Raw genomic sequence first — 25,200 nt, forward strand, 5'->3', positions numbered from 1 at the left:
TTCCTCAGCGCCCTGCGAGCGCGTCGACGATGTTGAGGCGTATGGCGCGGCGGGCGGGCAAGGCGCCGACGAGCGCACCGATCGCCACCATGAGCGCCAGCCCCGTGAGCCACGTCTGCGCACCGATGGGCGGCAGGTTGAGCATGCCGCCGCTGCCCTTGGCGACGATGGGCACCACGATGCCCGCCAGGGCCAGGCCCAGCACGCCACCCAGCATCAGCAGCAGGATGCCCTCGGCCAGCACCATGCCGAGCACGCTGCGACTGGAAAACCCGATGGTCTTGAGTACGGCCAGTTCGCTGGTGCGCTCGCGTACGGCCTGCGCCATGGTGTTTCCGGTCAGCAGGATCAGGGTGAAGAACACCGCGCCCATAATGGCCGACACGATCAGGCCAATATCGCCCAGCTGCTTGGCGAACGAGGCATTGAACGCCTGCTCGGTCTGCGTCTTGGTCTCGTGATCGGAGTTGGCCGACAGCGCGTCGATGGCCTTGGCGACGCTATCGGCCTTGTCCGCCGAGGTCAGCTGCACGGCGTACCAGCCCACGGTCGTACCGACGCTACGGAAGGCGTTAGCGTCCTCGAAATACTTGTGGTGGAAGAAGAACTGCTGATCGGTGCCGTTGGCCGCACCAGGGGCGGGCTTGTAGATGCCGACGATATCGAAGGGCCAGGTCTTGTCGCCGCTGCGCTGTGGAAAGATGGTCGACTGCAGCGGCACCTTGTCGCCGATCTTCCAGCCGAAGCGCTTCGCCAGGGCCTCACCCACGATGGCGCCGGTGCGCGTGGCTTCGAACACCTTGCGCTGGTCCGCCGGCAGGTCGATCTCGTGGTAGATGTCCAGGTAGTTGTCGCTGACCGCGAAGCTGAGCACGAAGTTCTTCGGGTCCTGGTAGATCCCGCCGAACCAGTTGGCCGTACCCACGGCCTTGACGCCCGGGATCGCCTGGATGCGCGTGGTGAGGCTTACCGGCAACGACTGGATGATGGAATATCGCGACGCGGTAATCAGGCGGTCCACGCCGATCACGCTGTCGCCGGAGGAAAAAGCGGCGCGCGTGGCATCCAGCATGCCGAACAGCAGGAAGGCCGCAAGGATCGACGCCAGCGTAAAGAAGGTGCGCGTCTTGCGCCGGAACAACGCGGCCCAGATCAGGTGCATGTATTTCATGCGACGTTCCTCGGTCAGGCAGCGGCGTGATCGACGAGGCTGCCCTTGTCGAGATGCAGCGTATGGTTGGCGTACTCGGCGGCCTTCGGATCGTGGGTCACCATCACGATGGTCTTGCCGTGCTCGCGGTTGAGCTCGCGCAGCAGCCCCAGGATGTCCTCGGCGGATTGCCGGTCCAGGTCGCCCGTCGGCTCGTCGCATACCAGTAGCGTGGGATCGGAGACGATCGCGCGGGCGATGGCCACGCGCTGCTGCTGGCCGCCCGAGAGTTCCGACGGCTTGTGCGACGCGCGATCGGAAAGGCCCACCAGCTGCAAGGCGATCGACGCATTCGTGCGGCGCTGCGCCGCCGACAGCTTGGTGAGCAGCAGCGGCAGCTCGACGTTGCGTTGCGCGGTGAGCATGGGCATGAGGTTGTAGAACTGGAAAACGAAGCCGACGTGCGCCGCCCGCCAGCGGGCCAGCGCACCGGCACCCAGCCGGTCGATCCGCTCCCCGGCCACGGCCAGGCTGCCGGAGGTCGGCGTATCCAGCCCGCCAATCAGGTTCAGCAACGTGGTCTTGCCCGAGCCGGACGGCCCCATCAGGGCGAGGAAATCGCCCTCCTCGATCGTGAGGTTCACGCCGTGCAGCACCTCGACCTTCTGCCGGCCGCGTTCGTAGACCTTGGAAAGGTCCTGGATGTCGATCAGGGTAGTCATGGCAAGGTTCTCCGGACGGTCAGGGCGAGGAAGCGGTGGAGGGAGCGGTACTGATGGCAGCGGTGGCAGCGACGGGTGTCGCGCGACGTTCGAGGAAGGAGACGCGCACACCCATGTCCGGCACGATGCGGGCGTCTTTCGTCTCCAGCGCGACGCGTACCTTCACTGTCGCCTTGCCGCGATCGGCCGCGGGCACGATGGCGATCACATGGGCGCCGATCTTCCAGTCCGGATAGGCATCCAGCACGGCCTCGGCCGGCATGTCCGCCCGCACGCGGCCGATATAGGCTTCGTTGACATCGACGTCGATCTCCAGCGAATCCATGTCGACGATGGTGCCGACGCCGGTACGGGTGAAGCCGCCACCGGCCGACAGGGGCGAGACGATCTCGCCGACCTGCGCCGCCTTGTCGGTGATCACCCCATCGAACGGCGCGCGCACCACGGTGTAGTCGAGATTGACCTGGCCCACGCCCACCTGCGCATCGGCCGCGTCGGCCTGGCGGCGTGAGGTGTCGAGCTGGGCGCGATACGTGGCGGCCTGGGTGCGGCTTTGCTCGGCTTGCTGCTTCGACACCAGCCCGCGGGCGACCAGCGCCTCCTGGCGATCCGCGTCACGCAGCGATTGGTCGAGCTGCGTCTGGCTCTGCGCGACACCGGCATGCGCCGCGGCGGCCGTGGCACGGCCGGCCTTGAGGCTGGCGCGCAGCGCGTTGTCCTCCAGCCGGGCCAGCACCTGGCCTTTCTTCACCCGGTCGCCTTCCTCGATCAGCACCTCGGTCAACGTGCCGGTGATCTGTGCCGATACCGTCGCCTGGCGACGCGCGGTGACATAGCCGGTGGCCTGTAACACGGCACCGGCATCCGCCGCAGAGGACGGCGTCACGGCCGCGGTCGAGGCGGGGGGCGGCGCCGGATCGACCTCGACGGGCCGCCGGGCAACGACGAACCAGGCCACGGCACCGAGGGCGAGCAGCACCAGCACGATGCCGAGCAACCACCCGACGATACGCGCCGGCTTGCCGTTTTCGCTCCCCGGCGATTCCTTCTGCGACCGGTCGATCTTGAGCTGGCGCAGCAGCTCGGCGTTCGCTTTCATGTTCCCTGGCCCCTGGCAATGCGGATCGACAACACGATCATCCGGCCCGGGTGGCAGCCGCACCACTTCCGCCCATCAGCCATCCGCCGTGACATCTGTCACCTGATACCCTTTGCCCATGCCTACCGTCATCCCAGCGCCGGCCTCGCCGAGCATCCCCGTCACGGGGCGCACCGAACGTTTCCCGGTCCGCCGCGTTTTCTGCATCGGCCGCAACTACGCCGACCACGCGCGCGAGATGGGCGCCTCGGTCGATGCCGCCAACCCGATGTTCTTCACCAAGCCCGCGGACGCCCTCGTCACCGATGGCGCCGACGTGCCCTACCCCTCGGCCACGAACGACCTGCACCACGAAGTGGAAATGGTCGTGGCGCTGGGCTCGGGCGGCTCGAACCTCACGACCGAACAGGCCGCCGCCACGGTCTGGGGCTACGGCATAGGTCTGGACCTGACCCGCCGCGACCTGCAGGCGCAGGCCAAGGCCAAGGGTGCGCCGTGGGACGTGGCCAAGGCATTCGACCACTCCGCGCCGGTCTCCGCCCTGGTGCCCGCCGACCAGGCCTCGCCCGACGCTACCACCCGCATCGCGCTGGAGATCAACGGCGAGCTGCGCCAGCAGGCGATGCTGGGCGACATGGTGCTGGGCGTGCCCGAGATCCTCGCCGCGCTGTCGAGGCTGTTCGAACTCAAGGCAGGCGACATCGTCTACACCGGCACCCCTGCCGGTGTGGCCGCGCTGGTGCGAGGCGATCGTTTCCGGGCCACACTCGAAGGCATCGCCACGCTGGAAGGCCGGGTGGTCTGAGTCCGCAAGACCGGCGGGTCCGACGCCGCCGGGCGTGACTTCGCGAACTCCTTACATCCCGACCGTTAATTTCCTACGTTCGACGTCCCGCCCCCAAGGAGAACCACCCATGAGCATCGTCGCGGAATTCAAGAAATTCGCCCTGCGCGGCAACGTGATCGACCTGGCGGTCGGTGTCGTGATCGGCGCGGCCTTCAGCAAGATCGTCACGTCGCTGGTCGACAACATCATCATGCCGCCCATCGGCTGGCTGATCGGCGGCATCGATTTTTCCGACTGGAAATGGGTGCTCAAACCCGCCGATGCCGCGAACAAGACCGCCGAAGTGGCCATCCAGTACGGCGTGTTCATCAACGTGCTGATCCAGTTCATCATCATCGCGTTCGCCATCTTCCTCGTGGTCAAGGCCATCAACCGCCTCACCCGCCGCGAAGAAGCCAAACCCGCCGCTCCCGCCGCCGACGTGGTGCTGCTCACGGAAATCCGCGACCTGCTCAAGCAGCAACCCCCGCGCGCCTAACCCGCCACCGAGCCTATGCGCGCGCGGTAGGAGCGGACGATGTCCGCGATCCAAGCCCAGTGCCACGCACAAAAAAAAAGAGGCCGCCAGGTGGGAGCCCGGCGGCCTTATCTGGGGAGATCGTTGCGCCGCAGTAGATGAGTCGGGGGACTCGCGGCGCTTATTGTTGGTATGACCTAGCCAAACGCCCGATCAGAAGTCGTAGTTGATCCCGAAACGGACATAACGCGGCGTGCTGAAGTAATTGATGCGGTCGTAGTTGGTGTTGAGCGCCTTGCTGTTGCCGTAGAGGGCATACGTGGACGTCGCCACCGACTCGTTCAACAGGTTGTAGACCATCACGTTGAAGCCAAGTTTCTTGTCAGCCCATACCGGACGGTATTCGGCGGACAAGGACACGATGTGCTGCCAAGGCTGGCGGCCCGCGGCACCGGGGGCGGAAGCCACGCCACCGCAGTAGTGATAGTAGCTGCCGTAGCCCACCGGGTTGCTCTCGTCCGCACCGTAGTAGCCCAGGCACGTCTTCGGCGTACCGGAAAGCAATGCGATATTGCCGGAGAGCATCCACTCCGGCGCCACCTGCCACGAGCCGTAGATCTTCAGCTGGTGCTTGCGGTCATTGGACAGCAGGCCGTTGGAGTTCTCCATCACCTTGCCGAAGTCCCAGTCCACCGTGGCCGACACGTCCGACTGGCCGATATCGGACCGGACCTGGCCTTCGCTGTCGCCGTAGCTCTTCGAATATACGTAGTCGATCTTGGCCTGCCACACGCCGTCGAACGGATGCTCCAGGAACGTCTCCAGCCCGTAGTAGCTGCGCTTGGCGTGCGGCATGCCGAAGTCTTCCTTCGTCACGTCGACGCTGTAGTAGCCACCGGCCGGATTGACGATGCGGTAGGTGTTCGCACGGCCGGGGTTGGACAGGTAGCAACCGTTGAGCGTGGTCGGATCGATGTCGTAGCCGAGCGCCTGCGCCTTGGCCGCGATGGTGCCCGTATCGCAGATATCGTCGAGGATGTTACGCAGCTTGCGTACCTGGCCCTTCATGCCCCAGACGTAGTCGGCGTTGATCTGCTGGGTGAAGCCGAGCAGGTATTCGTCCTGGTACTCGGAACGGATGCTGCTGGAAGCGACCGTCTTCGCATCCGGTGACTGGCCATACTCGTTGTTGGCCGACACGGCGCCGCCGGTGGCCGAAGCCAGGGGCGTCAGACCGGTCGGGTTGCCGTTGGCATCGATGCCGGTGTACGTGTAGTACTGGTTGGTGTAGAGCGAACCCGCCGCCGCGCGCAGCGCCACCGAGGCCGGCATGGCGAGGTAATAGCGGCCGGCATTGGCGTACACCTTCAACGACGAGTCGCCATGCACGTCCCAGCTGAAACCGACACGCGGAGCCCACTGCGGCTTGGTCATGCGCAGGTAAGCGTCGCCGTTCGGGTTGTAGTTGGTGAACTGGTCGTTGCGCAGGCCGATCTTCACCAGCCAGCGATCGTCAACCTGCCAGCTGTCCTCGATGTACTGGGCACGCTGCTTCACCCGCACCGACGCGGAGGTGCTGTACAGGTACTTGGACACGTAATAGCCAGTTTCGCCACCTGCGCCCGTGTTGGGCGCCGCGACGAACGGCGAGTCGCTGATCGGCGTGCTCGGATCGCCGAACGCGTAGATCCATGCGTTGCCCGTCTGGCCGTCGTCGATATCGTGCGAGTTGAGGTTGTCGATGCCGGCGGTGATCGTGTGGTCGCCGAGCTTCCACGACAGGTCCAGGCGAAGGTTGTTGCTGGTGGCGCGGTGATTCGGATTGTCCGCCGTCAGCACCGTCTGCGCGTTGACGATGGAGTTACCGCCGGTGATGGCGGGATTCTCGAACTCGGAGCCGTTGATGTACGTCAGGCTCGGATCGTAGCCCGGCGTCTGGCTGAAATACGTCATCTTCTGCTTGCCGTACAACGCGGTCAGCGTGATGTCGTCGGTGATATAGCTGGTGTACTTGGCGATGGACACCTGCGCACTGTTCTTGGTCGAGGTATCGAAGCTGTTGAGGTCGCCGGTCTGCTTGGTGTCGTAGTCGTAGTTGTACAGGTTGCCCTTGTACGAGGTCTTGGTCGATGCACCCGTCAGTTCGAGGATGTTGTTGTCGTTGATGTTCCAGTCGACCTTGGTGTACCACTTCGGGTTGCTGTACTGGTACTGCGTGTTGTACGACGAAGTGACCGCACCCAGGCTGTTGCCCGAACGCTTGTCACCTTCCACGGCGGCGAAGAAGAACAGCTTGTCCTTGATCAGCGGACCGCCGACATAGGCACTCTCGGTGGTTTCCCACGACTTGTTCTGCGAGTAACGACGGTAGATCTCGCCATCGTTGGCGCCGGACACGTAATAGCTGTTCGGGCTGGTGCCACGGGCGAACGCCGGGGTCCACTGCACCTGCGCGCCGAAGTGCCATTCGTCGGTACCGCGCTTGCCGCTCTGGCTGATCACGCCGCCGTCGGAGCGCCCGTAAGCGGCGCCGTAGCCGCCGCTGAGGATTTCCTGCTGGTCGATGGCACCGTAAGGCAGGCTGATGCCGCCGAAACCGCTGAGCGGATCGGTGGTGTTGAAGCCGTTGAGGTAATACGCGTTCTCGGTCACCGAGGAACCGGAGAACGAGACCAGCGAGGTGCCGGTCGTGCCGCTGGTGAAGCCGCTGTATCCGGGCACGACGCCGGGCGCCAGCAGCGCGATGGCTTCCGCGCTGCGGGCCAGCGGCAACTGGGCCAGCTGCTGCGAGGTGATGACGGTGCGCGCATCCACGCTGGACACATCGATGGCCGGCAGCGAGTTGGCCGACACGGTGACCGCGCCCAGGCTGGTCGTGGCACCGCTGGCGGCCGCGAATGACACCTCGGTACCCGAGCCTACTCGCAGCGTGATGTCACTGCGGGTGTCCACCACCTTGCCGCCCTGCACGAGGGAGACGGTATACGTGCCCAGGGGCAGCGAGCCAACGGTGTAACGGCCGTCGCTACCCACCGTCACCTCGCGGGTGACGCCGGAGCTGCTCCTGGCCTGGACGGTTTCCCCTTCGGCGGCCGGCGCCTGGCCGAAAATGCTGCCGGTGGTCGACTGCGCCAGGACGACGTTGCTGCCCAAGGCCATCGCCAGCGCGAGGCTGATCCGGCTGAGCCGGATGGATGTCGGATTCTTCACTGTGGAACTCTCCCCGAAATTTAGGATGTGCGACGCCACGAGGCGCGCGCCCGGCAAGGCGCTCTCCCCCACTGCCCATGGCGTGTGGTTCGATGCGGAACGTTGCGTGGCCGCATGGCCACGACCTCAATCTAGTGTTAAGAACATGCACCCATTCGGCGGAAACTGCCGCGTCATTCGGTCATTCGTTGGATGTTTGGACGTCCGAACCATCCAGCACGGGTATCGGGCCGAGCATGGCGGCCTGGCGAAACCGCCGCGGCGACGTCCCTACGTGATCGCGAAAGCAGCGGCTGAAGTTGGTCATGTCGCCAAAGCCCCAGGCATGCGCGATATGCGCGATGCTCCGATGGCGCAGTCGCGGATCGGCCAGCTCGCGCTGGCAGCGGGCCAGGCGTTCCAGGCGCACCCAGCGCATGAGCGTCAGGCCTTCGTCGGAAAACAAGTCGAACAGGTGGCTGGACGACAGACCCACGCCTTTCGCGATCATGTCGATACACAGCTCGGGATCGGCCAGGTGCTCGCGCGCGTACTGGCGTACCTGACGCTTGTGATAGTGACGCAGGCGAGGCAAGGCGTCGCCTTCCGCACCCACCGATTCCAGTGCTGCCGCAAGAAGATGCGGAACGGCATCGGCCAGCCGGTCGGCCAACGCGTCGGTCAGGCCCGCCGGATGCGCGAACATTTCCTGAAACAACACACGAAGGAAGCCGACGCTGGCGAGGTGTCCCGGCAAGCCGATGGCCGCCACGTCGGCCAGGCGGGGAATGGCGTCACGCAGGGCCACCAGCGGAAGATGGATCGCCTGCACGGTGCACCGGCCGACCTCCAGGCGGAACGGCCGCGACAGGTCGATGAGACAGAAGTCGCCCGCGGCGAGGTCGCCATGGCGGCCGTGCTGTTCGATGCGTGCGCGGCCGTCGAGTTGCAGGCTGAGCAACACGGCTTGCCGGTGCTCCGGGGGCAGTGCGTTCTCGGTCAGCACGTGCGGGGTGTGGCGGAAGACGCCCAGGCGCAGGCGTTCCCCGGCATACCCGTCGATCAATGCACTGGTCTCGAAGCGGCTGGGGGCGCGCTCGACCAGCGCCTGCCAGAAGCGGCGGGCCAGCAGGCGATTAGTTGCGATACCCTCGTCGACGGGTGGCGACTCGGCAAGAACGTGCGATAGGGACGGCAAGGCGGCGATTCCGATAGGGAAGTGGGCACGGGGGCGCGGCAAGCGGCTTCATGGTCTTCCCTGGATGGCGTGTGCGTTGGCTTACGCTAAGCGTTTGGCGTCACGGAAGAATGTCGCTGTGTGTCCGTTGTGTGTCGGTTCTTTTGCCGCGTCGGCAAACGCCGCGTCCCCGCGTCTGGTATCTAATTCCCATGTCCATGGACCTGCATCCCCTCATCCTGGTCGTCGACGACGATCCCGAACTGCGCGAGCTCATCACCGGCTTCCTCGGCGGCCACGGCTATCGCGTGCGTGCCGCGGAGAACGTCGCGGCCATGACCGCAGCGGTCGAGCGCGAGCGACCCGACCTCATCGTGCTGGACGTGATGATGCCGGGCGAGGACGGACTGAGCGCCGCGCGGCGGCTCGCCGCGGCCAAGGGGCCTCCGGTGATCATCCTCAGCGCCCTGGGCAGCGACACCGACCGGATCATCGGCCTGGAGGTGGGCGCCGACGATTACCTGGCCAAACCGTGCAACCCGCGCGAGTTGCTGGCCCGCGTACGTGCGCTGCTCCGTCGCAGCAGCCGGGGTGACGCGGTGCATGCCGAGGAAGCACGCCCGTACGGCTTCGCCGGCTGGCGGCTGGATGTCACGCGGCGCGACCTGCGCGATCCCACGGACATCTTCATCAACCTGTCCGATGGCGAATTCGCCCTGCTCCGCGCGTTCGTCGAGCACCCGCAGCGCATCCTCAGCCGCGACCAGTTGCTCGACCTGGTCCATGGCGGCCGCGCGGAGGTGTACGACCGCGCCATCGACACGCAGATCAGCCGGCTGCGGCGCAAGCTCAACGACAGGGCGCAGGAAGAAATGATCCGTACCGTGCGCAGCGAGGGCTACATGCTGCTGCCAAAGGTGACCCGATTGTGAGCCGAGGGGCCGGACCATCCATCTTCGTGCGCACCTTCCTGTTGACGGTGTGCGCCCTGCTGGTCTCGTCGGGCATCGGGCTGGGCATCCTTGCGTGGCGACCACCGATGCTGCCGCCCCTGGCCAGCCTGTTCGACGTCGCCGCCGCCCTGCGCATGGACGACACCCCCCCGAGCCCTGCGGATGCGGCCGGCCAGGGCAGCGCCACCGACGGACGGGCCATGAACGCCGCCGGTGGCGACGACCGGCGCATGCCTCCTCCCGGCATGGATTTCATGCCGCCGGTACCGGCGGACCTGGACGTGCTGACCCAGGCGACGCCGCCACTGGCGCCGGACGGTACCGATGCGCGGCTGTCGGCCCACCTGCTGCCACGGTTGGCTATGTTGCTGCGCGTGCGTCCGGATGCCCTGCGCGTGTACGCCACGGATAGCCACATGGACCGGCACCGCGGCGGCGTGCGGATGACGCTGGGGCCGGCGTCGGTGGTCGGCTGGCAGCAGCCCGACGGGCGCTGGCGCATCGCCCGGGTGCCTGGCGAGACGTTCCCCAACCTGCTGCAGGAAGACATCCTCTGGCTGCTGGGCGCGGGCGTCCTGGTCCTGCTGCAGTTGGCCTGGTGGTTCGCGCATGCCTTGTCCGCGCCCATCCACCGCTTCGCGGAGGCTGCACAGCGTCTGGGCGCGGATACCGGCGCACCGCCGGTGCCGCGCGATGGCCCACCGGAAATGCGGCGCGCCGTGGATGCCTTCAACACCATGCAGGGGCGAGTGAATCGCCTGCTGCACGAGCGCACGCACCTGATCGCCGCCATCGCGCACGACCTGCGCACACCGCTCACGCGCCTGTCCTTCCGCCTGGACGGACTGCCGGAGCCGATGGGTGCCAAGGTGGATGCCGACCTGCGCGAGATGAAGACCATGATCTCGGCCGCGCTGGATTTCATGCGCGACCGCTCGCTCGGCACGCAGCGGCAACCGCTGGATTTCCGCCTCCTGGTCGAGAGCGTGGCCGACGACCTGGTGGATGTGGGCTACGACGTGGCGATCGTGCCCGGTCCGCCGGTCACGCTGGACGGCGATCCGGTCGCCCTGCGTCGCGCCGTGGTCAACCTCGTCGAGAACGGCCTGAAGTACGGACAGCGTGTTCGCCTGCGCCTGCGTGCCGGCCACGGCGAGTGCCTGCTGGAAGTGGACGACGACGGCCCCGGCGTTCCCGAGACCATGCAGCAGCAGGTTTTCGCCCCCTTTTTCCGGCTCGAATCCTCGCGCAACCGCGACACCGGCGGCATCGGCCTGGGCCTGGCCACCGTGCGCGCCATCGTGCTGGATCATGGCGGCAGCATCGTGCTGCGCAATCGCAAGGAGGGCGGCCTGCGCGTCGTGGTGGCCTTGCCGCAGTCCTAGCCTCGCCGGCGCATCGACCCGGCCCATGACTTCCGACCTACGCGGGCGCACCCCGTGCCGTGGTCATAATCGACCTTTACCGTCCCGGGGGTCACCATGCGTCCTACGTTCCGCCCGCACGCGCTTGCCGCGTGCCTCGTGCTCGCCTTCTCCGCCCATGCCGCCGACAAGGCCACCGCCATCCCGGACAACGCCGTCGCCGCTGCCAGCCAGCTGCGCGACCGCGCCATGAACGACGACACCGGCTATGCCTTCGTCTCGGGCCTGACCACCGAGGTGGGCGCGCGGCTGGCCGGCAGCGCCGCGGATGCGCGCGCCGTCGCCTGGACCGTGGCGAAGTTCAAGGCCATGGGTTTCGACAAGGTCTATACCGAGAAGGTCAGCTACCCGCTGTGGCAGCGCCGCAGCGAGCACGCCCAGGTGGTGTCGCCGTTCCCGCAACCGCTGGCGCTGACCGCGCTGGGGTATTCCGCGGGTACGCCTGCGGGCGGCCTGACCGCCGACGTGGTGGGGTTCGATGACCTGGATGCGCTCAAGCGCGCGGACCCCGCCAGCGTCAAGGGCAAGATCGTCTACGTGTCCACGCATATGCAACAGCAGAAGGACGGGCACGACTACGGCAAGGGTTCGGCCACGCGTACCGGCGGCCCGGTGCTCGCGGCGAAGATGGGCGCCGCGGCGTTCCTGCTGCGCTCCGCCGGCACCGACCCGCACAGCCGCACGCCGCACACCGGGGTGACCGGCTTCACCGATCCGAAGCAGGCGATTCCCGCCGCCGCGTTGTCCCTGCCGGATGCCGACCAGCTCGAACGCATCCTCAAGGAAGGCAAGCCGGTGACGCTGCACCTCGACCTGGACGTTGGCTTTGCCGGCACGTATGAAGGCGCCAACGTCATCGCCGAAGTCACCGGCCGCAAGCATCCCGACCAGGTCGTGGCCATCGGCGGTCACCTGGATTCCTGGGACCTCGGCACGGGCGCGATCGACGACGGTGCCGGCGTGGCCATCGCCGCGGCCGCCGCCAAGCTCATCAAGGACATGCCGCAACGCCCGGATCGCACCATCCGCGTCATCGCTTTTGCCAACGAGGAAATGGGCCTGTGGGGCGGCAAGGCGTATGCCGAAGCCCACGGGAAGGATGTGGCGAAGTTCCAGCTCGGCACGGAGTCGGATTTCGGCGCGGGCCGCATCTGGCGTATGACCGCCAGCGTGAAGCCGGAAGCGCGCGACGCGATCGCGCAGATCGCCAAGGTGCTCGAGCCCATCGGCGTTACCTATGACGCCAGCAAGCCCGGCGGCGGTGGCTCGGACCTCTCGCAGATGCACGCGAAGGGCATGGCGGCGTTGTCGCTCACGCAGGACGGCACCGACTACTTCGACTACCACCACAACGCCAACGACACGCTGGACAAGATCGACCCGAAGACCCTGGCACAGAACGTGGCGGTGTACGCCACATTCGCGTACATGGCCGCGCAGGCGAACGGCGATTTCGGCTCGGCCCCCGGCGCGTTCGCCAGCGACGGCGCGCACGACTGACCCTCACGCGTAGGAGCGCACGATCAAAGGTTATTGTGGATTTTTTTCGCGCACATCGTGCGCTCCTACAGCAGCGTCCGGGGTGGTGGCGACATCCGCAGGAGCGCCGCGGCGGGACGACAAACGGTCCTGCAGTCGGTTCATGTAGAGGTAGATCACGGGCGTGAGGTACAGCGTCAGGATCTGCGACACGACCAGGCCACCGACCACGGCCAATCCCAGCGGCCGGCGTGTCTCCGCACCGGCGCCGATGCCCAGGGCGATCGGCAGCGTGCCGGCGAACGCGGCCATCGTCGTCATCATGATCGGCCGGAAACGGACGCGACAGGCTTCGAAGATCGCCTCGTAGGGTGCGACGCCGCCGTCGCGCTGACGCTCCAGCGCGAAGTCGATCATCATGATTGCGTTCTTCTTCACGATGCCCACCAGCATGACGATGCCGACGAAGGCGAACAGGTCCAGCGACGCGTGGAACAGCACCAGCGTCAGCAACGCGCCGACGGCGGCGGCCGGCAGGCCCGAGAGGATCGTCAAGGGATGGATGAAGCTCTCGTAGAGGATGCCGAGCACGAGGTAGATCACGAACACCGCCAGCAGCAACAGCAGGCCCATGCCCTTGACCGAGTCCTGGAACGCCTGCGCCGTACCCTGGATGCTGCCGCTGAGCGTGCCCGGCAGGTTCATCGCCGTGGTCGCGCGCTGGATACGCTGCACGGCGTCGCTCAACGACACGCCCGGCGCGAGGTTGAACGACACGGTGACGGCCGGCAGCTGGCCCTGGTGATTGACCGTGAGCACCTGCGGCTTGCGCTCGAACTTCGCCACGGTGCTCAGCGGCACCAGCTTGCCCGTGTCGGAGGTGACGTAAAGACGGGAAAGCACCGACGGATCGTCCTGCATGCGACGTTCCACCTGCAGGATCACCCAGTATTGCGTGGCCGCGCCGTAGATCGTGGATATCTGGTTTTCGCCGAAGGCGTCGCCAAGGGCCGTCTGCACCTGTGACATCGTCAGGCCCAGCGGACCCAGCTTGTCACGGTTCACCGTCACCACCATCGACGGACTGTTGAGATCCAGGTCGGTGGTGACGTCCTGGAAGCCGGGCAGTTTCTGGAAGGCCGCGACCAGCTTGCCCGACCAGCCATAAAGCGCCTGCAGATCGGTCGATTGCACCGTGTACTGGTATTGCGCCTTCGACTGGCGACCGCCCACCTGGATCGCCGGCGGGTTCTGTATATAGGCCCGGATGCCGGGCACGTCGGCGAAGCGCTTGCGCAACGACTGGATGATCTCGTCCGGAGTGGTGTGTCCACGCGCCGCGGGGTCCTTCAAGCGCAGCAAGAGCGAGCCGGCATTAACCGTGGCGCGTGCGCCGCCGGCACCGACGCTCGACATCACCGCCTCGATGTTCGGGTCGTCCTTGGCGATCTTCGCCAACACCTGTTGCCGTGCCGACATGGCGCTGAACGAGATATCCGTGGGCCCTTCGGTCGTCACGCGCAGCTGGCCGCTGTCGCCGGCCGGAATGAAATCCTTCGGGGTGACGGCGAACAGCACACCCGTGGCCACGAGGCTCAGGGCGAACACCAGCAACACCACGCGTGGATGGCGCATGCACCAGGCCAGCGTGCGGGTGTAGCCGTCCGACACCGCGCCGAACCCGCGGTCGAACCAGATCACCACACGGCTGCGCTTGTCGTGTGCGTGCGCCTTGACGAAGCGGCTGCACAGCATGGGCGTCAACGTGATCGACACGAATCCGGAGATCAGGATGGACACGCTGATGACCACCGCGAACTCGTGGAACAGGCGGCCCACGATGCCGCCCATGAACATCACGGGGATGAACACCGCCACGAGCGAAAGCGTCATCGAGAAGATGGTGAAGCCGATCTCGGTGGCGCCCTTGATGGCGGCCTCGTACGGCGCCTCGCCCATCTCGATGTGCCGCATGATGTTCTCGAGCATCACGATCGCATCGTCGACGACGAAACCCACCGCCAGCGTCAGCGCCAGCAGCGACAGGTTATCGAGGCTGTAGCCCAGTGCGAACATGGCCCCGAACGTGCCCAGCACCGAGATCGGCAGGGCCACGGCGGGAATCAGCGTGGCGGACGCATTGCCCAGGAACAGGTAGATCACCAGCACCACCAGGATGCCCGCGAGCACCAGGGTGAACTGCACGTCGTGCACGGAGTCGCGGATGGATACGGAGCGGTCGTACATCACGTCCAGCTTCACCGAGGGCGGCAGCGTGCGTGAAAAGTCCGGCAGCAGCGCGAGGATGCGATCCACGGTTTCCACCGTGTTGGCGCCGGGCTGCCGCTGGATGGCGAGCGTGATGGCACGCGTGCCGTTGAACCAGCTGGCCTTCTGGTCGTCCTGCACGCTGTCGCGCGGCACGGCAATATCGGACAGGCGCACGGGCGCGCCGTTGCGGTACGCCACCACCACCTGGGCGTAATCCGCCGCGCGCATCAGCTGGCCGTCCGAACGGATGGACAGCAACTGGCGGCTGCCGTTGAGCGAGCCCGTGGCCTTGTTGACGTTGGCGGACGCGATCGCGGCGGCCATCTGGTCGACACCGATACCGGTGGCCGCCAGCCGGTCGGGGTCCACCGCGATGCGCACGGCGTACTTCTGCGAACCATAGACGCTGACCTGCGCCACGCCGTCGACCATCGACAGGCGCTGGGCGAGTTCGGTCTCGGCGTAGTCGTCCACGGTGGACAACGGCAACGTGGACGATTGCATGGTAAGGAACAGGATGGGTGCGTCGGCCGGATTCACCTTGCGATAGGTCGGCGGGGTCGGCATGTCCTGCGGCAACTGGCGCTGCGCGGCGGAGATGGCCGCCTGGACGTCCTGGGCCGCACCGTCGATGCTGCGATCCAGCGCGAAGGTCACCGTGATGGTGGTGGAGCCCAGCGAGCTGGACGAGGTCATCGAATCGATGCCCGCCACGGTGGACAGCTGCGCCTCGAGCGGCGTCGCCACCGACGATGCCATGGTCTCCGGCGAGGCACCCGGCAGGCTGGCGCTGATGTTGATCGTCGGGAAATCGACGTTGGGCAGTTCGTTCACCGGCAGCCTGGGATAGGCCACGATGCCGAAGATGACCAGGGCGGCCATCAGCAGCGTGGTCATCACCGGCCGACGGATACAGAGTTCCGGCAGGTTCATCCCGACGCCCTCATCCCTCGTCGACGCGCACGCGCGCGCCGTCGACCAACAGCAGCTGGCCTTCGGTGACCACGCGTTCGCCGGGCTGCAGGCCCTTGTCCACCACCACCCGGTCGGCCGTGGTGGCGCCCGTGGTGATCGGGCGCTGCTCCACGGTCTGGTCGGGCTTCACCACGAAGACGAACGTGCCGGCGGACGAGCTCTGCAGCGCGATCACCGGGATGCTGATCGCGTCGCGCAGCCGGGTGGTCGGCAGGGTCACCTCGGCGAACTGCCCCGGCGTAAGCCGGGCATCCGCGTTGGCGAAGCGCCCCTTGAGGACGATGGTGCCCGTGGTGACGTCCACGGCGTTGTCGATGAATTCCAGGTCGCCCTGCAGCGGTGCGCCCGCGTCGCCGGGGATCTTCGCCCGCACCGTCAACGGCCCGCTCCGCGCGCTGTTGCGCACGGCGGCCAGGCTGTCCTCGGGAACGGCGAAGGCGATGCGGATGGGATCGACCTGGTTGAGCACCACGATGTCGGTGGTGTCGGCCGCCAGGGTGGCGCCCGGCCAGGCCAGCGGCGAACCGGTCACGCCGTCGAACGGGGCCTTGATCGTCGTGAAATCGAGCTGGGTCTGCGCGGCCCGCACGGCGGCACGGTCGCTGACCAGCGCCGCACGGGCCACGCCGAGATTGGCCTTGTAGAGGTCGACATCGGCGCGGCTGACAAAACCCTTGCCCAGCATGCTCTGGTAGCGGCCCATGTCGGCCTCGGCCTTGGCCAGCTGGGCTTCGTCGCTGGCCACCTTGCCCTGCGCCTGGTCCAGTGCGGCCTGTAGCGGGCGCGGATCGACACGCGCGAGCAACTGGCCCTTGGTCACGTGGGTCCCCGGCGTGAAAGCCAGCGTCTCGAGCTGACCGCTGACGCGCGAGCGCACGTTCACGGTGGAATAGGCTTCCGCGCGGCCAATGATCTTCAGTGACAGGTCGATCTCGCCGCGCTGCGCCTGAGCCGCCTTGACCGGTGTCGCCGCGGTCGGACGCGAGCCGCCGAGGGTCTTCGGCGCGTCGTCGTGTCCCGCTCCATGCCGCCAGACGGCGATGCCGACGGCGGCGGCGACCAGCAGGCCGACGATGAGGACGAGCTTCTTCCCTGGGGATCGCTGCATGGGTGCTCCGGCCGGAGCCTTCAGGCTTCGGTCGCCGCATCCTGGGACGCGGACATGGGTGTGGGGTTTCGATTAACCGTAAACGCTAACGCATATCCGTCAGGATGGTTGACCGGCTCAGTTCTCTTCGCCCGGCCCGTCCAGCGCCTGGAGGTTTTCCTTCATGCGGTCCAGGACCGCCAGCATCACCTGGAGGTCGTCCAGCGAAATGCCCTGGGTGGCGTCGCGACGGAGGCCGCGCGCAATGTCTTCCATGTCGTCGATGACACCACGGGCCTGCTCGGTGTCGTGCAGCCGCCACGCCCGGCGATCCTTCGGGTCCGCCCGGCGCTCGACGAATCCGGCCGCCTGCAGGCGGTCGATGACGCGGCCCACGGCGATCGGTTCCATGTCGAGTTGTTCCGCCAGCTCGTTCTGGCGCATGCCCGGCAGCCGATGCAGCGCCTTGAGGGCCCGCCATTGCGCGCGGGTCAGCCCGAAGCGCACCGCCCGACGATCGAAGTGCTTGCGGAAGAGCAAGGTCACGTCGTTGATCAGGTAGGCGAACGAGATGTCTTCAACTTTGATCGGGTCGGCCATAACCTTCGGGGACAATACAGAACTGACAGACGACCATCGTAGCCAATTGGCGCCGTGCCGTCACAAGGAGTTGCCTTATGGGCCTGACCATTCGCGAGGCGGACATCACCACCCTGGCGGTGGATGCCATCGTCAATGCCGCCAACCCGTCCCTGCTGGGCGGTGGCGGTGTGGACGGCGCCATCCATCGCACCGCGGGCCCGGCGCTGCTGGCGGCCTGCCGGGCCTTGCCGGAGCACCCCCGGGGCGTACGCTGCCCCACCGGCGAAGCCCGGATCACCCCGGGATTTGCCCTGCCGTCCCGCTTCGTCATCCATACGGTGGGTCCGGTGTGGCATGGCGGCGGACACGGCGAGCCGGCCCAACTCGCCCAGTGCTATGAAAACTGCCTTCGACTGGCGCGGGAGCACGGCCTGGCGTCCATCGCCTTCCCGGCCATCAGCGCGGGCGTCTACGGTTATCCGCCCGACAGCGCCGCCCGACTGGCGGTGCGGACGGTGCGCGAGGCGCCCTGGGCGCCCGAAGAAGTGATCTTCTGCACGTTCGGCGCGGCCATGACACGCGTCTATGAAGCCGCGCTGGCCGACGCCTTGCGCGGCTAGCGCGGGTAAAGCGGCGGCAGCACGGCGCTGTCGCCGTCACGCGGCGCGGCTTTCCAGGCGAACCCGTCCACGAACGCCTGACGCAGGCCGTCCCGATCTACTTCCGCGCCGGCGAAGCGGGCTCGCTGGAGCTGGGCGATCGCCACCGGCTGCGGGCCCGGCGCCAGCAGCGCGGAAAGCGCACCCAGCGTCCGCGCGGATGGCTGCACGCTGGCGGCCCAGCCCAGCAATGCCCGCTCGATCCCGGCGGGCTCCGCATGCGCTGCGGCCTTGAGAAAGGCCTCGCGAGCCGGCCGTTCACGGCTGGGCGCCGCCGCGGTCGGGCGCGCCGAAGGTGACGCGCCGGGCTTGCGACGCCGCATGACGAACCACGCAGCCACGGTGAGCAGCCACAGCACGCACACGCCGACGAACAGCCATCGCCAGGGTACGCCGGTCGCAGGCAGCGACGGGGGCGGTGCAGACGCAGTGGACCCTGCCGCCAGCGGGTTTGCCGCGGCAGCGGGCGGCGTGCCGACAGGGGCCACGGCCGAACCGGCCGCGGGCGCCACCTCGATATCGCGCGCGGGCAAGGTGGCCACTTGCGCGGTGTCGGTCACCACGTTCCACCAATGCAACGTCGTGGCGGGAATGTGCAAGGTGCCCGGCCGCGTCGGTACCACGGCAAAGCCCTGCTGGCGTCGCCCGGTGATCCACGGGCCGCTTGCGCCGCCACCGGTCACCGCCTTGTCGGGATACACGTCCGCGCCGTCGAGCGTCGGCAACGACAGCGCCGGCAGCGCCTCGAACGGCATGCCGGTGGCATCGACGCGCATCGTCAGCGTCATGGGCTGGCCCACACGCGCCTTGCCGTCCGCCGGCACGCCGTCGAGCGCCAGCGTCAATTCGCGCGCCGGAATCCATGCACCGCCGGGGGCGCTGGCTGGCCGCGGGCGCACCTGGACGATGCTGCGTTCGGCCACGGCATTGACCGGGGAACCGGTGCCGAAGAACGCACTGGCATCGGAGGCATCCACCGCCGTGCCCTGGAAACTCGGCGGATGGATCTCCAGCGGGCCCGCATGCTGCGGGAAGATGGCGTAATGCCGCTCGACCACATTGAAGCGGCGACCGCCGCGGGTGGTCTGGAAATTGGCATCCTGGCCGACGCGACGGATCTCGGCGCCTTCCGCGGAGGGATCGTCCAGCTGGCCGTCGGCCAGGTTGACCGCGAAATACAGGCGCAACGTGTAGTCGATCTGCTGCCCCACATACGCCTGCGACGGGTCGCTCTTGGCCTCCAGCACCACGGGCCGGTCCGCGGGCGCGTTGGATGCATTGCCGGCTGACGCGACGTCCAGCGTGAGCGGCTGTGTCCGCTGCCCGCCGATGTCCAGGGCCGGTACCGTCAGATGGCCCTCGTGCCGCGGCCGCAGTGCGATGCCAAGGATGGTATGCGCCTCGCGGCGGCCGTTGACAACGCTGAGACTGCGGTTGGTCGAGGTACCCAGCACGACGAAGTCGGTCATCAGCGACGACAGGTCGGGCGTGTCGCCGGCGGCATCGCCCAGTTCGATGTTGAGCGTGACGGTATCGCCCGCATCGATCGAGGTGCGATCCAGCGAAGCCGTCGGTGCCACCGCCTGCGCAAGGGCGACAAACGACAGGCAAAGCAACAGGCAGGCTAGGAGCAGGCGGCGCATCGTCATTCCTCCGGCTCCGCACCATGGCGACGCTGGTACTCGAGCATGAATTTTCTTCTCAGCAGGCCGCCCGGATCGTCGGGCACGCGCAGCAGCGCGCGTTGCACGTCGGGCGGCAGTTTCGACGCCGCATCGCCGGCGGACAGCGCGCCCAGGTCGTGCGGCTTGCCATCGTCCTTCGTCGCGTCCTGCGCAGCGGCCTTCCCGGACATCGCCTGGTCCATCTTTTCCTTCAACGCCTGCTGGGCACGCTCGGCTTCGGCTTTCTCGGCCGCGGACTTGGCGGCCGCATCGCCCTGCGGCGGCGGCGCCTTGTCGGTGCCCTTGTCGCCGTCCTTGCCGGAAGCACTGTTTTCCTTACCGTCCTTGCCGTCGTCACCCGGCTTCTCGCCATCCTTGCCGGGCGGCTGGTCCTTGCCCTGGGATGGATCTTTCCCGTCTTTGCCGGATGAGTTTTTAGAGTCGTCGCCCGTGTTCTTGGGGTCCTGCTGGCCGGCGTCGTTCTTGCCGCCGTTGCCCTGCTGACCGTCCTTGCCGTTCTTGCCCTGCTGGTCCTTGTTACCCTGCTGATTCTTCTTGTCCTGCTTGTCCTGCTTGTCTTTCGAAGCGTCGTTTTGCTTCTTGAGGAAGTCGGCCACCGCCGCGCGATTCGCGGCGGCGTCCGCATTGTGCGGATCGAGCTTCAACGCGCGATCGTAGGCCGCCAGCGCGTCCTCGTAGTGCTGCTGCTTCGCCAGCGCATTGCCGAGGTTGTATTGCGAATCGGTGTCGGTGCCGGACTGGAGCGCACGTTGTGCTGCAGCGAAATCGCCCGCCTTGTAAGCCGCCGCGCCGCGCAAGGCAGGGCTGCGCGCCAGCGCCTGCGCCCGCTTGGCGTCACCCTCGCGCAGGGCCGCCGCGGCCTGCTGGTCGGGCGTGCGGAAGGCATCGACCACGCCGTCGGCACGTGCGGGTGGCGACCACGGCAGGCAGGCCAGCAACAGGACCAGCATCCAGCCCCGACGAAACGCCAGCGCGACGAGCGGCAACAGGGGCAGTAGCAGCCACGGGCCGCGGTCCTGCCACGCGCCGGCCTGTGCGCCGTCCACCGCCTTGCCCTGCCCGTCGTCGTGCAGCATGCCGGCCAGGGTGGCGACATCGGTGCCGCCATCCGCCAGCGGAACGAAGCGACCGCCGCCAGCAGCGGCCACCGCCGACAACGCGGCATCGTCACGCGCCGCGAGGGCGATGGCGCCGCTGTCGTCCTTGAGGAAACCGCCGTCCGGCGTTGGCACTGGCCCGCCTCGAACCGTACCGACGCCGAGCACGGAAACGCGTGCCCCGGCGGCGCGCGCACGCGCCGCGGCGGCCACGGCCGAGCGATCGGCGGTATCCGTCACGAGCACGATGGAGCCGCCGCGAAGATCCGCATGACGGACCAGGTCGGCCGCCATGTCGATCGCCTTGGCCGGGTCGTCGCCGGTCACCGGCATGGTGTCCGGCGAGAGCGCCGTCAGCAGGTCGTCCACGCTATGCGCATCCGTGGTGAGCGGCGCGACGATGAAGGCTTCGCCGGTGTAGGCGATCAGTCCGTTCATCCCGTCGCGGTTGGCCGCATACAACTCGCGGACCTTGTAGCGCACGCGGCTGAGTCGATCCGGCACGATGTCCTTGGCCAGCATGTGCGGCGACATCGATACCACGACCACCTGCGCCGCGTGTTCGGCGAAGAGCTTCTGCGATTGCCGGTTCCAGGTAGGGCCGGCAAGGGCCAGCACGGCGAGCAACCCGGCAGCGACCACGGCGACAGCCGGCCCGCGCGAGCCCAAGGGCGTGCCGTCGAGCAGATAGGGCAACAGGGCGGGATCGGCCAGCCGCGACAGTGCACGCGACGACGAACCGCGGCGCCCGACCAGCCAGGCGATCGGCGGAACCAGCAGCGCCAGCCACAACCACTGCGGCTGCAGGAAATGGAAGTCGGCCATCGAGGGAATCATCGACGTGCGCTCCCGCCCAGGTAGCGCGGCGCGGCGCCGACCATCAGCAGACCCAGCGCCAGCAGCAACGGCCAGCGGAACAATTCGATATGCGGACGCAGTGCGGCGCCTTGTTGCGGCAACGGTTCGAGGGCGTCGATGGCACGATACGCCTGCGCGATTTCATCGGTGTCGGTGGCGCGGAAGAAACGACCGCCGGTCTGCCTGGCGATATCGGTGAGCATGCCTTCGTCCAGATCGGCCGACGGGTTGACCGTGCGGCTACCGAAAAAATCGGGGACACGCATCGCCGTGGCACCGATGCCGATGGTGTAGATGCGCACGCCCGCCGCCTTCGCTGCACGGGCCGCCTCGCGCGGTGCGATGGATCCGGCGTTGTTTACGCCGTCGGTGAGCAACACCACCACGCGCGCCTGCTCGGGAAGGCTGGCCAGTCGTTTTACGGCCACGGCCAGGGCATCGCCGATCGCCGTCTCGCGACCCGGCAGTCCGACCACGGCACCGTGCAACTGCGCACGCACGGCATCGAGGTCATAAGTGAGCGGCGTGACCAGATAGGCCTGCGAGCCGAACAGGATGAGACCGAGTTCATCGCCTGCACGGCGATCGATGAAGTCGCCGGCGATGGCCTCCACGGCGGCGAAGCGCGTGACCGCGCGACCGGCCAGGCGCATGTCGTCAAGCGACATGCTTCCGGAAAGATCGACGGCGAGCATCATCGCGCGCCCGCTGCGCTGTTGGGGCTCGGGCGGGCCCAGTTGCTGCGGACGCGCCGCGGCGGCGACCAGGCACAGCCAGGCCAGCGCGAGCAGCAGCGTGGACGCGAATGGGGCCCGCATCGACGCCGCCTGCGTCAGCGCCAGCCCGGGCTGCGGCAGGTTCAGCGCCTGCGCGGGCCGCACCGGCCGCAACACGCGACGCAGCAGCCACGGCAACGGCAAGGCAAGGAACATCCAGGGCCACGCAAACTCAGGCAGGAACATGCGATGCCCTCCCCGGCGTGGCGGACGAAGGACGACGACGCATCGCCTCGCGTATCCAGGCTTCCGCATCGCGCGCCACGACCGGCACGTCGAGCGACGCGGCCGGCTGGTAGATCGCGGTATCGAGCTGCGCAAGACGGGTTACATCGCTGCGCGGTGCCAGCGCGGCCAATGCGTCGCGCCATGCCTCCCCACGCAGCGTGACACTGCGGGTGTCACGCATACGGGCGACACGGCGGAGCAACTGGCTGACCGATGCGGCGAAGCACGCGGTGTCGCCGTCCGCGGCATGCCGTGCACGGGCCTCACGCAGCTCGCCGAGCGTCGTGTCCACGTGCCGGCGCCAGGCACGGCGGCGGCGCCAGACGATCGCGCCGGCCACCAACGCGACCAGCAACAGGCCGAGCAGCACCCACCAGCCCGGTGCCAGCGGCCACCAGGCGGACACGTGCGGCACGTGGATGTCGCGCAGTACCGGACCCTGGTCGGGCATCAGCGTGCCCTCCTGCTGGCGCCCAGCAACGCGACGATCGCTTCAAGGGGATCTTCGCTGGTGTCGATGGAGCGCACACGCAGGCCCAGGCCACCCGCCAGCGCGGTGAGCTTGCGCTGGCCTTCGCCGAGTCCGCGTGCGAACTCGGCACGTTGCCGGTCGCCCTGCAGCGCCAGATCGTAGTGGGTACCGCGGTACGCGATCGGATAACGGCCGGCCGGTGGCTCGGCCAACTCCAGCGGATCGGCCACGCCCAGCACCGACACCTCCGCCTTGCCGATCAGCCCGAGCATGCGCCCCCGTGCCGCGTCGTCGACGGCAAAACCGTCGCTGACAAGCAGCACCCGGGACGCGCCGTGCATGAGGCGACCGGCACGCTGCAAGGCACCTGAAAGCGGTTCGTCGGCGTCCGCCGGAAGCGCATCCCACGCAGCCATGGCACCGAGTACCGTCAGCACACCGCGTGGACCGCCCTGCGGCCGGACGAGCTGGCGCTGACCACCGAAGGCGAGCACGCCGACGCGTTCCGAGCCGCGCATCGCGTACCACGCGGCGATCGCGGTGGCACGGGCAGCCTGCACCGACTTGAAGCGGGTGCGTGTACCGAAACGCATGCTGGCGTTCATGTCGAGCAACACGAGCAGGCGGCCTTCGCGCTCTTCCTGGAACAATTTCGTATGCGCCACGCCGCTGCGTGCGGTCAGGCGCCAGTCCATGCGCCGGACATCGTCGCCGGCCTGGTAGACACGCGACTCCGCGTAATCCATGCCACGGCCGTGCAGCCGTGCGGGGCGCTGCCCGCTGCGCGGCGCGCGCGAGACGACCTGGGGCGCCGGGGCGCGCGCCACGCAGGAGCGCAACGCGATGAGTTCGGGCAACGACACGTGGACGCGCCCATCGGCAACGGCAGGGGCGACGGTCACGGCAGCGGCACGAGATCCAGCAGGCGATCGATCACGGCATCGGTGCGCACGCCTTCCGCCTCGGCTTCGTAGCTGGGCAGCACACGATGGCGCAGCACTTCGTGGGCGATGGCGTGGATGTCCTCGGGCACGACGAAGTCGCGACCGGCCAGCCACGCATGCGCGCGGGCGCAGCGATCCAGTGCGATGGTGGCGCGCGGGCTGGCGCCCCAGGCGATCCAGCGCGCCAGCTCCGGACCGTATTTACCGGCCTCGCGCGTGGCGACCACCAGCTGGGTGATGTAGAGCTCCAGCGGCGCGGCCATGTGCACGGCGAGTACCGCGTCGCGCGCGGCGAAGACATCCGCGGGACGCAACATATAGGCCGGCGGCGGCACGGGATGCATCGCCTCGCGGGCCTGCTGGCGCGCCAGCCGCAGGATGGCCAGCTCGGCTTCGGCGTCCGGGTAGCCGATGGTCACGTGCATCAGGAAACGATCCAGCTGGGCCTCGGGCAGCGCGAACGTGCCCTCCTGCTCGATCGGGTTCTGCGTGGCCATGACCATGAACAGGTCCGGTAGCGGCCACGTGCGGCGACCGATGGTGATCTGTCGTTCGGCCATCGCCTCGAGCAAGGCCGACTGCACCTTCGCCGGCGCGCGGTTGATCTCGTCGGCCAGCACGATGTTGTGGAACAGCGGCCCCCGCTCGAACTCGAAGCTGCCCGTCTGCGGGCGGAAGATGTCCGTGCCCGTGAGGTCGGCTGGCAGCAGGTCGGGCGTGAACTGGATACGGTGGAAGTCCGCTTCCACACGGGTGGCCAGGGCCTTGATGGCGGTCGTCTTGGCAAGCCCGGGCGCGCCCTCCACCAGCAGGTGGCCATCGGCCAGCAGCGCGATCAGCAGGCACTCCACCAGGTGGGGCTGCCCGATGATGCCGCGGGTCAGTTCCTCACGCAGGCGGAGGAAGGCCTCCTGGAGCGGGGTCGTGGCGTTCGGCGTCTCGGACATCGGTGGATCTCGTATCGGGTGGAAGACCGATGAGACCACAGTCGGCCCGGGAAGTTTAATCCGCTTTCGGTGAGAGCCCTGCCCGCAAACGAGAGAGGCGGCCCGAAGGCCGCCTCCCGATA

The 25,200-nt window shown here is 67.7% G+C and carries 20 protein-coding genes; 6 read left to right on the top strand and 14 right to left on the bottom strand.

The window, feature by feature from the left end; genetic code table 11:
* Nucleotides 1-4 precede the first annotated feature (4 nt).
* The 3 genes from FA89_RS02395 to FA89_RS02405 are packed head-to-tail and all read right to left on the bottom strand — an operon-like array spanning nucleotide 5 to nucleotide 2,971.
* Nucleotides 5-1,171, bottom strand: coding sequence for an ABC transporter permease (locus FA89_RS02395; RefSeq protein ID WP_036137848.1), 1,167 nt, complete (start codon nucleotides 1,169-1,171; stop codon nucleotides 5-7).
* A gap of 14 nt (nucleotides 1,172-1,185) precedes the next feature.
* Nucleotides 1,186-1,872, bottom strand: coding sequence for an ABC transporter ATP-binding protein (locus FA89_RS02400; protein ID WP_036137851.1), 687 nt, complete (start codon nucleotides 1,870-1,872; stop codon nucleotides 1,186-1,188).
* A 19-nt stretch (nucleotides 1,873-1,891) separates the two neighbouring features.
* Nucleotides 1,892-2,971, bottom strand: a complete 1,080-nt coding sequence (locus tag FA89_RS02405; RefSeq protein ID WP_081916313.1) for an efflux RND transporter periplasmic adaptor subunit — start codon at nucleotides 2,969-2,971, stop codon at nucleotides 1,892-1,894.
* A 118-nt stretch (nucleotides 2,972-3,089) separates the two neighbouring features.
* Between FA89_RS02405 and FA89_RS02410 the strand changes: the two genes are divergently transcribed.
* Both FA89_RS02410 and mscL read left to right on the top strand, forming a co-directional pair.
* Complete coding sequence (locus FA89_RS02410; protein WP_036137853.1) at nucleotides 3,090-3,776, top strand: fumarylacetoacetate hydrolase family protein; 687 nt, start codon at nucleotides 3,090-3,092, stop codon at nucleotides 3,774-3,776.
* A 109-nt stretch (nucleotides 3,777-3,885) separates the two neighbouring features.
* Nucleotides 3,886-4,296: a large-conductance mechanosensitive channel protein MscL gene (gene mscL, locus FA89_RS02415; RefSeq protein ID WP_036137856.1), complete on the top strand. Its 411-nt coding sequence runs from the start codon at nucleotides 3,886-3,888 to the stop codon at nucleotides 4,294-4,296.
* Between the two features lie 192 nt (nucleotides 4,297-4,488).
* On the opposite strand, the gene FA89_RS02420 is transcribed toward mscL, so the two are convergent.
* Both FA89_RS02420 and FA89_RS19065 read right to left on the bottom strand, forming a co-directional pair.
* Entirely contained in the window at nucleotides 4,489-7,485 is a 2,997-nt protein-coding gene (locus FA89_RS02420) for a TonB-dependent receptor plug domain-containing protein (protein WP_036137859.1), read from the bottom strand.
* Nucleotides 7,486-7,666: 181 nt separating this feature from the next.
* Nucleotides 7,667-8,662 (bottom strand): helix-turn-helix domain-containing protein, encoded by a 996-nt coding sequence (locus FA89_RS19065; protein ID WP_051938472.1) that lies wholly within the window; start codon nucleotides 8,660-8,662, stop codon nucleotides 7,667-7,669.
* A gap of 197 nt (nucleotides 8,663-8,859) precedes the next feature.
* Here FA89_RS19065 and FA89_RS02430 point away from each other — a divergent pair, with 197 nt between their 5' ends.
* The 3 genes from FA89_RS02430 (at nucleotide 8,860) to FA89_RS02440 (ending at nucleotide 12,518) form a co-directional block, all read left to right on the top strand.
* A complete protein-coding gene (locus tag FA89_RS02430) occupies nucleotides 8,860-9,573 on the top strand; it encodes a response regulator (RefSeq protein ID WP_036143505.1) in 714 nt (237 codons plus the stop codon).
* 26 nt (nucleotides 9,574-9,599) lie between these two features.
* Nucleotides 9,600-10,979 (top strand): ATP-binding protein, encoded by a 1,380-nt coding sequence (locus FA89_RS02435; protein ID WP_240003841.1) that lies wholly within the window; start codon nucleotides 9,600-9,602, stop codon nucleotides 10,977-10,979.
* A 96-nt stretch (nucleotides 10,980-11,075) separates the two neighbouring features.
* The gene (locus FA89_RS02440) at nucleotides 11,076-12,518 is read left to right on the top strand and encodes a M20/M25/M40 family metallo-hydrolase (protein ID WP_036137863.1); all 1,443 of its coding nucleotides are present in this window, start codon (nucleotides 11,076-11,078) and stop codon (nucleotides 12,516-12,518) included.
* 30 nt (nucleotides 12,519-12,548) lie between these two features.
* On the opposite strand, the gene FA89_RS02445 is transcribed toward FA89_RS02440, so the two are convergent.
* From FA89_RS02445 to FA89_RS02455, 3 genes are all read right to left on the bottom strand, one after another.
* Nucleotides 12,549-15,701 carry an efflux RND transporter permease subunit gene (locus FA89_RS02445; protein ID WP_036137866.1) on the bottom strand — a complete coding sequence of 1,051 codons (3,153 nt, stop codon included), beginning with the start codon at nucleotides 15,699-15,701 and terminating at the stop codon, nucleotides 12,549-12,551.
* Between the two features lie 10 nt (nucleotides 15,702-15,711).
* Nucleotides 15,712-16,851, bottom strand: a complete 1,140-nt coding sequence (locus FA89_RS02450) for an efflux RND transporter periplasmic adaptor subunit (RefSeq protein ID WP_036137868.1) — start codon at nucleotides 16,849-16,851, stop codon at nucleotides 15,712-15,714.
* A 117-nt stretch (nucleotides 16,852-16,968) separates the two neighbouring features.
* Nucleotides 16,969-17,430 (bottom strand): MarR family winged helix-turn-helix transcriptional regulator, encoded by a 462-nt coding sequence (locus tag FA89_RS02455; RefSeq protein WP_036137870.1) that lies wholly within the window; start codon nucleotides 17,428-17,430, stop codon nucleotides 16,969-16,971.
* A gap of 77 nt (nucleotides 17,431-17,507) precedes the next feature.
* On the opposite strand from FA89_RS02455, the gene FA89_RS02460 reads away from it, so the two are divergent.
* A complete protein-coding gene (locus FA89_RS02460; RefSeq protein ID WP_036137873.1) occupies nucleotides 17,508-18,032 on the top strand; it encodes an O-acetyl-ADP-ribose deacetylase in 525 nt (174 codons plus the stop codon).
* On the opposite strand, the gene FA89_RS02465 is transcribed toward FA89_RS02460, so the two are convergent.
* From FA89_RS02465 to FA89_RS02490, 6 genes are read right to left on the bottom strand one after another with little or no spacing between them, the layout of a single operon-like run.
* Nucleotides 18,029-19,714 carry a BatD family protein gene (locus FA89_RS02465; protein WP_051938473.1) on the bottom strand — a complete coding sequence of 562 codons (1,686 nt, stop codon included), beginning with the start codon at nucleotides 19,712-19,714 and terminating at the stop codon, nucleotides 18,029-18,031. The genes FA89_RS02460 and FA89_RS02465 overlap by 4 nt on opposite strands.
* A gap of 2 nt (nucleotides 19,715-19,716) precedes the next feature.
* A complete protein-coding gene (locus FA89_RS02470) occupies nucleotides 19,717-21,690 on the bottom strand; it encodes a tetratricopeptide repeat protein (RefSeq protein WP_036137877.1) in 1,974 nt (657 codons plus the stop codon).
* The gene (locus FA89_RS02475; RefSeq protein WP_036143508.1) at nucleotides 21,687-22,667 is read right to left on the bottom strand and encodes a VWA domain-containing protein; all 981 of its coding nucleotides are present in this window, start codon (nucleotides 22,665-22,667) and stop codon (nucleotides 21,687-21,689) included. The genes FA89_RS02470 and FA89_RS02475 overlap by 4 nt, the downstream gene beginning before the upstream one ends.
* Nucleotides 22,660-23,166: a DUF4381 domain-containing protein gene (locus tag FA89_RS19070; RefSeq protein WP_051938474.1), complete on the bottom strand. Its 507-nt coding sequence runs from the start codon at nucleotides 23,164-23,166 to the stop codon at nucleotides 22,660-22,662. The genes FA89_RS02475 and FA89_RS19070 overlap by 8 nt, the downstream gene beginning before the upstream one ends.
* A complete protein-coding gene (locus FA89_RS02485) occupies nucleotides 23,166-24,089 on the bottom strand; it encodes a DUF58 domain-containing protein (RefSeq protein WP_036137879.1) in 924 nt (307 codons plus the stop codon). The genes FA89_RS19070 and FA89_RS02485 overlap by 1 nt, the downstream gene beginning before the upstream one ends.
* Nucleotides 24,086-25,078, bottom strand: coding sequence for an AAA family ATPase (locus tag FA89_RS02490; RefSeq protein WP_036137882.1), 993 nt, complete (start codon nucleotides 25,076-25,078; stop codon nucleotides 24,086-24,088). The genes FA89_RS02485 and FA89_RS02490 overlap by 4 nt, the downstream gene beginning before the upstream one ends.
* Between the last annotated feature and the right edge of the window lie 122 nt (nucleotides 25,079-25,200).

It is taken from the genome of Luteibacter sp. 9135 (genome assembly GCF_000745005.1).
Lineage (GTDB): Bacteria > Pseudomonadota > Gammaproteobacteria > Xanthomonadales > Rhodanobacteraceae > Luteibacter.

What these genes read in the sequence shown, in the direction of transcription:
- FA89_RS02395 (WP_036137848.1), bottom strand. Translation starts at nt 1,171, where the DNA reads ATGAAATACATGCACCTGATCTGGGCCGCGTTGTTCCGGCGCAAGACG.
- FA89_RS02400 (WP_036137851.1), bottom strand. Translation starts at nt 1,872, where the DNA reads ATGACTACCCTGATCGACATCCAGGACCTTTCCAAGGTCTACGAACGC.
- FA89_RS02405 (WP_081916313.1), bottom strand. Translation starts at nt 2,971, where the DNA reads ATGAAAGCGAACGCCGAGCTGCTGCGCCAGCTCAAGATCGACCGGTCG.
- FA89_RS02410 (WP_036137853.1), top strand. Translation starts at nt 3,090, where the DNA reads ATGCCTACCGTCATCCCAGCGCCGGCCTCGCCGAGCATCCCCGTCACG.
- mscL (WP_036137856.1), top strand. Translation starts at nt 3,886, where the DNA reads ATGAGCATCGTCGCGGAATTCAAGAAATTCGCCCTGCGCGGCAACGTG.
- FA89_RS02430 (WP_036143505.1), top strand. Translation starts at nt 8,860, where the DNA reads ATGGACCTGCATCCCCTCATCCTGGTCGTCGACGACGATCCCGAACTG.
- FA89_RS02440 (WP_036137863.1), top strand. Translation starts at nt 11,076, where the DNA reads ATGCGTCCTACGTTCCGCCCGCACGCGCTTGCCGCGTGCCTCGTGCTC.
- FA89_RS02445 (WP_036137866.1), bottom strand. Translation starts at nt 15,701, where the DNA reads ATGAACCTGCCGGAACTCTGTATCCGTCGGCCGGTGATGACCACGCTG.
- FA89_RS02450 (WP_036137868.1), bottom strand. Translation starts at nt 16,851, where the DNA reads ATGCAGCGATCCCCAGGGAAGAAGCTCGTCCTCATCGTCGGCCTGCTG.
- FA89_RS02455 (WP_036137870.1), bottom strand. Translation starts at nt 17,430, where the DNA reads ATGGCCGACCCGATCAAAGTTGAAGACATCTCGTTCGCCTACCTGATC.
- FA89_RS02460 (WP_036137873.1), top strand. Translation starts at nt 17,508, where the DNA reads ATGGGCCTGACCATTCGCGAGGCGGACATCACCACCCTGGCGGTGGAT.
- FA89_RS02465 (WP_051938473.1), bottom strand. Translation starts at nt 19,714, where the DNA reads ATGCGCCGCCTGCTCCTAGCCTGCCTGTTGCTTTGCCTGTCGTTTGTC.
- FA89_RS02470 (WP_036137877.1), bottom strand. Translation starts at nt 21,690, where the DNA reads ATGATTCCCTCGATGGCCGACTTCCATTTCCTGCAGCCGCAGTGGTTG.
- FA89_RS19070 (WP_051938474.1), bottom strand. Translation starts at nt 23,166, where the DNA reads ATGCCCGACCAGGGTCCGGTACTGCGCGACATCCACGTGCCGCACGTG.
- FA89_RS02490 (WP_036137882.1), bottom strand. Translation starts at nt 25,078, where the DNA reads ATGTCCGAGACGCCGAACGCCACGACCCCGCTCCAGGAGGCCTTCCTC.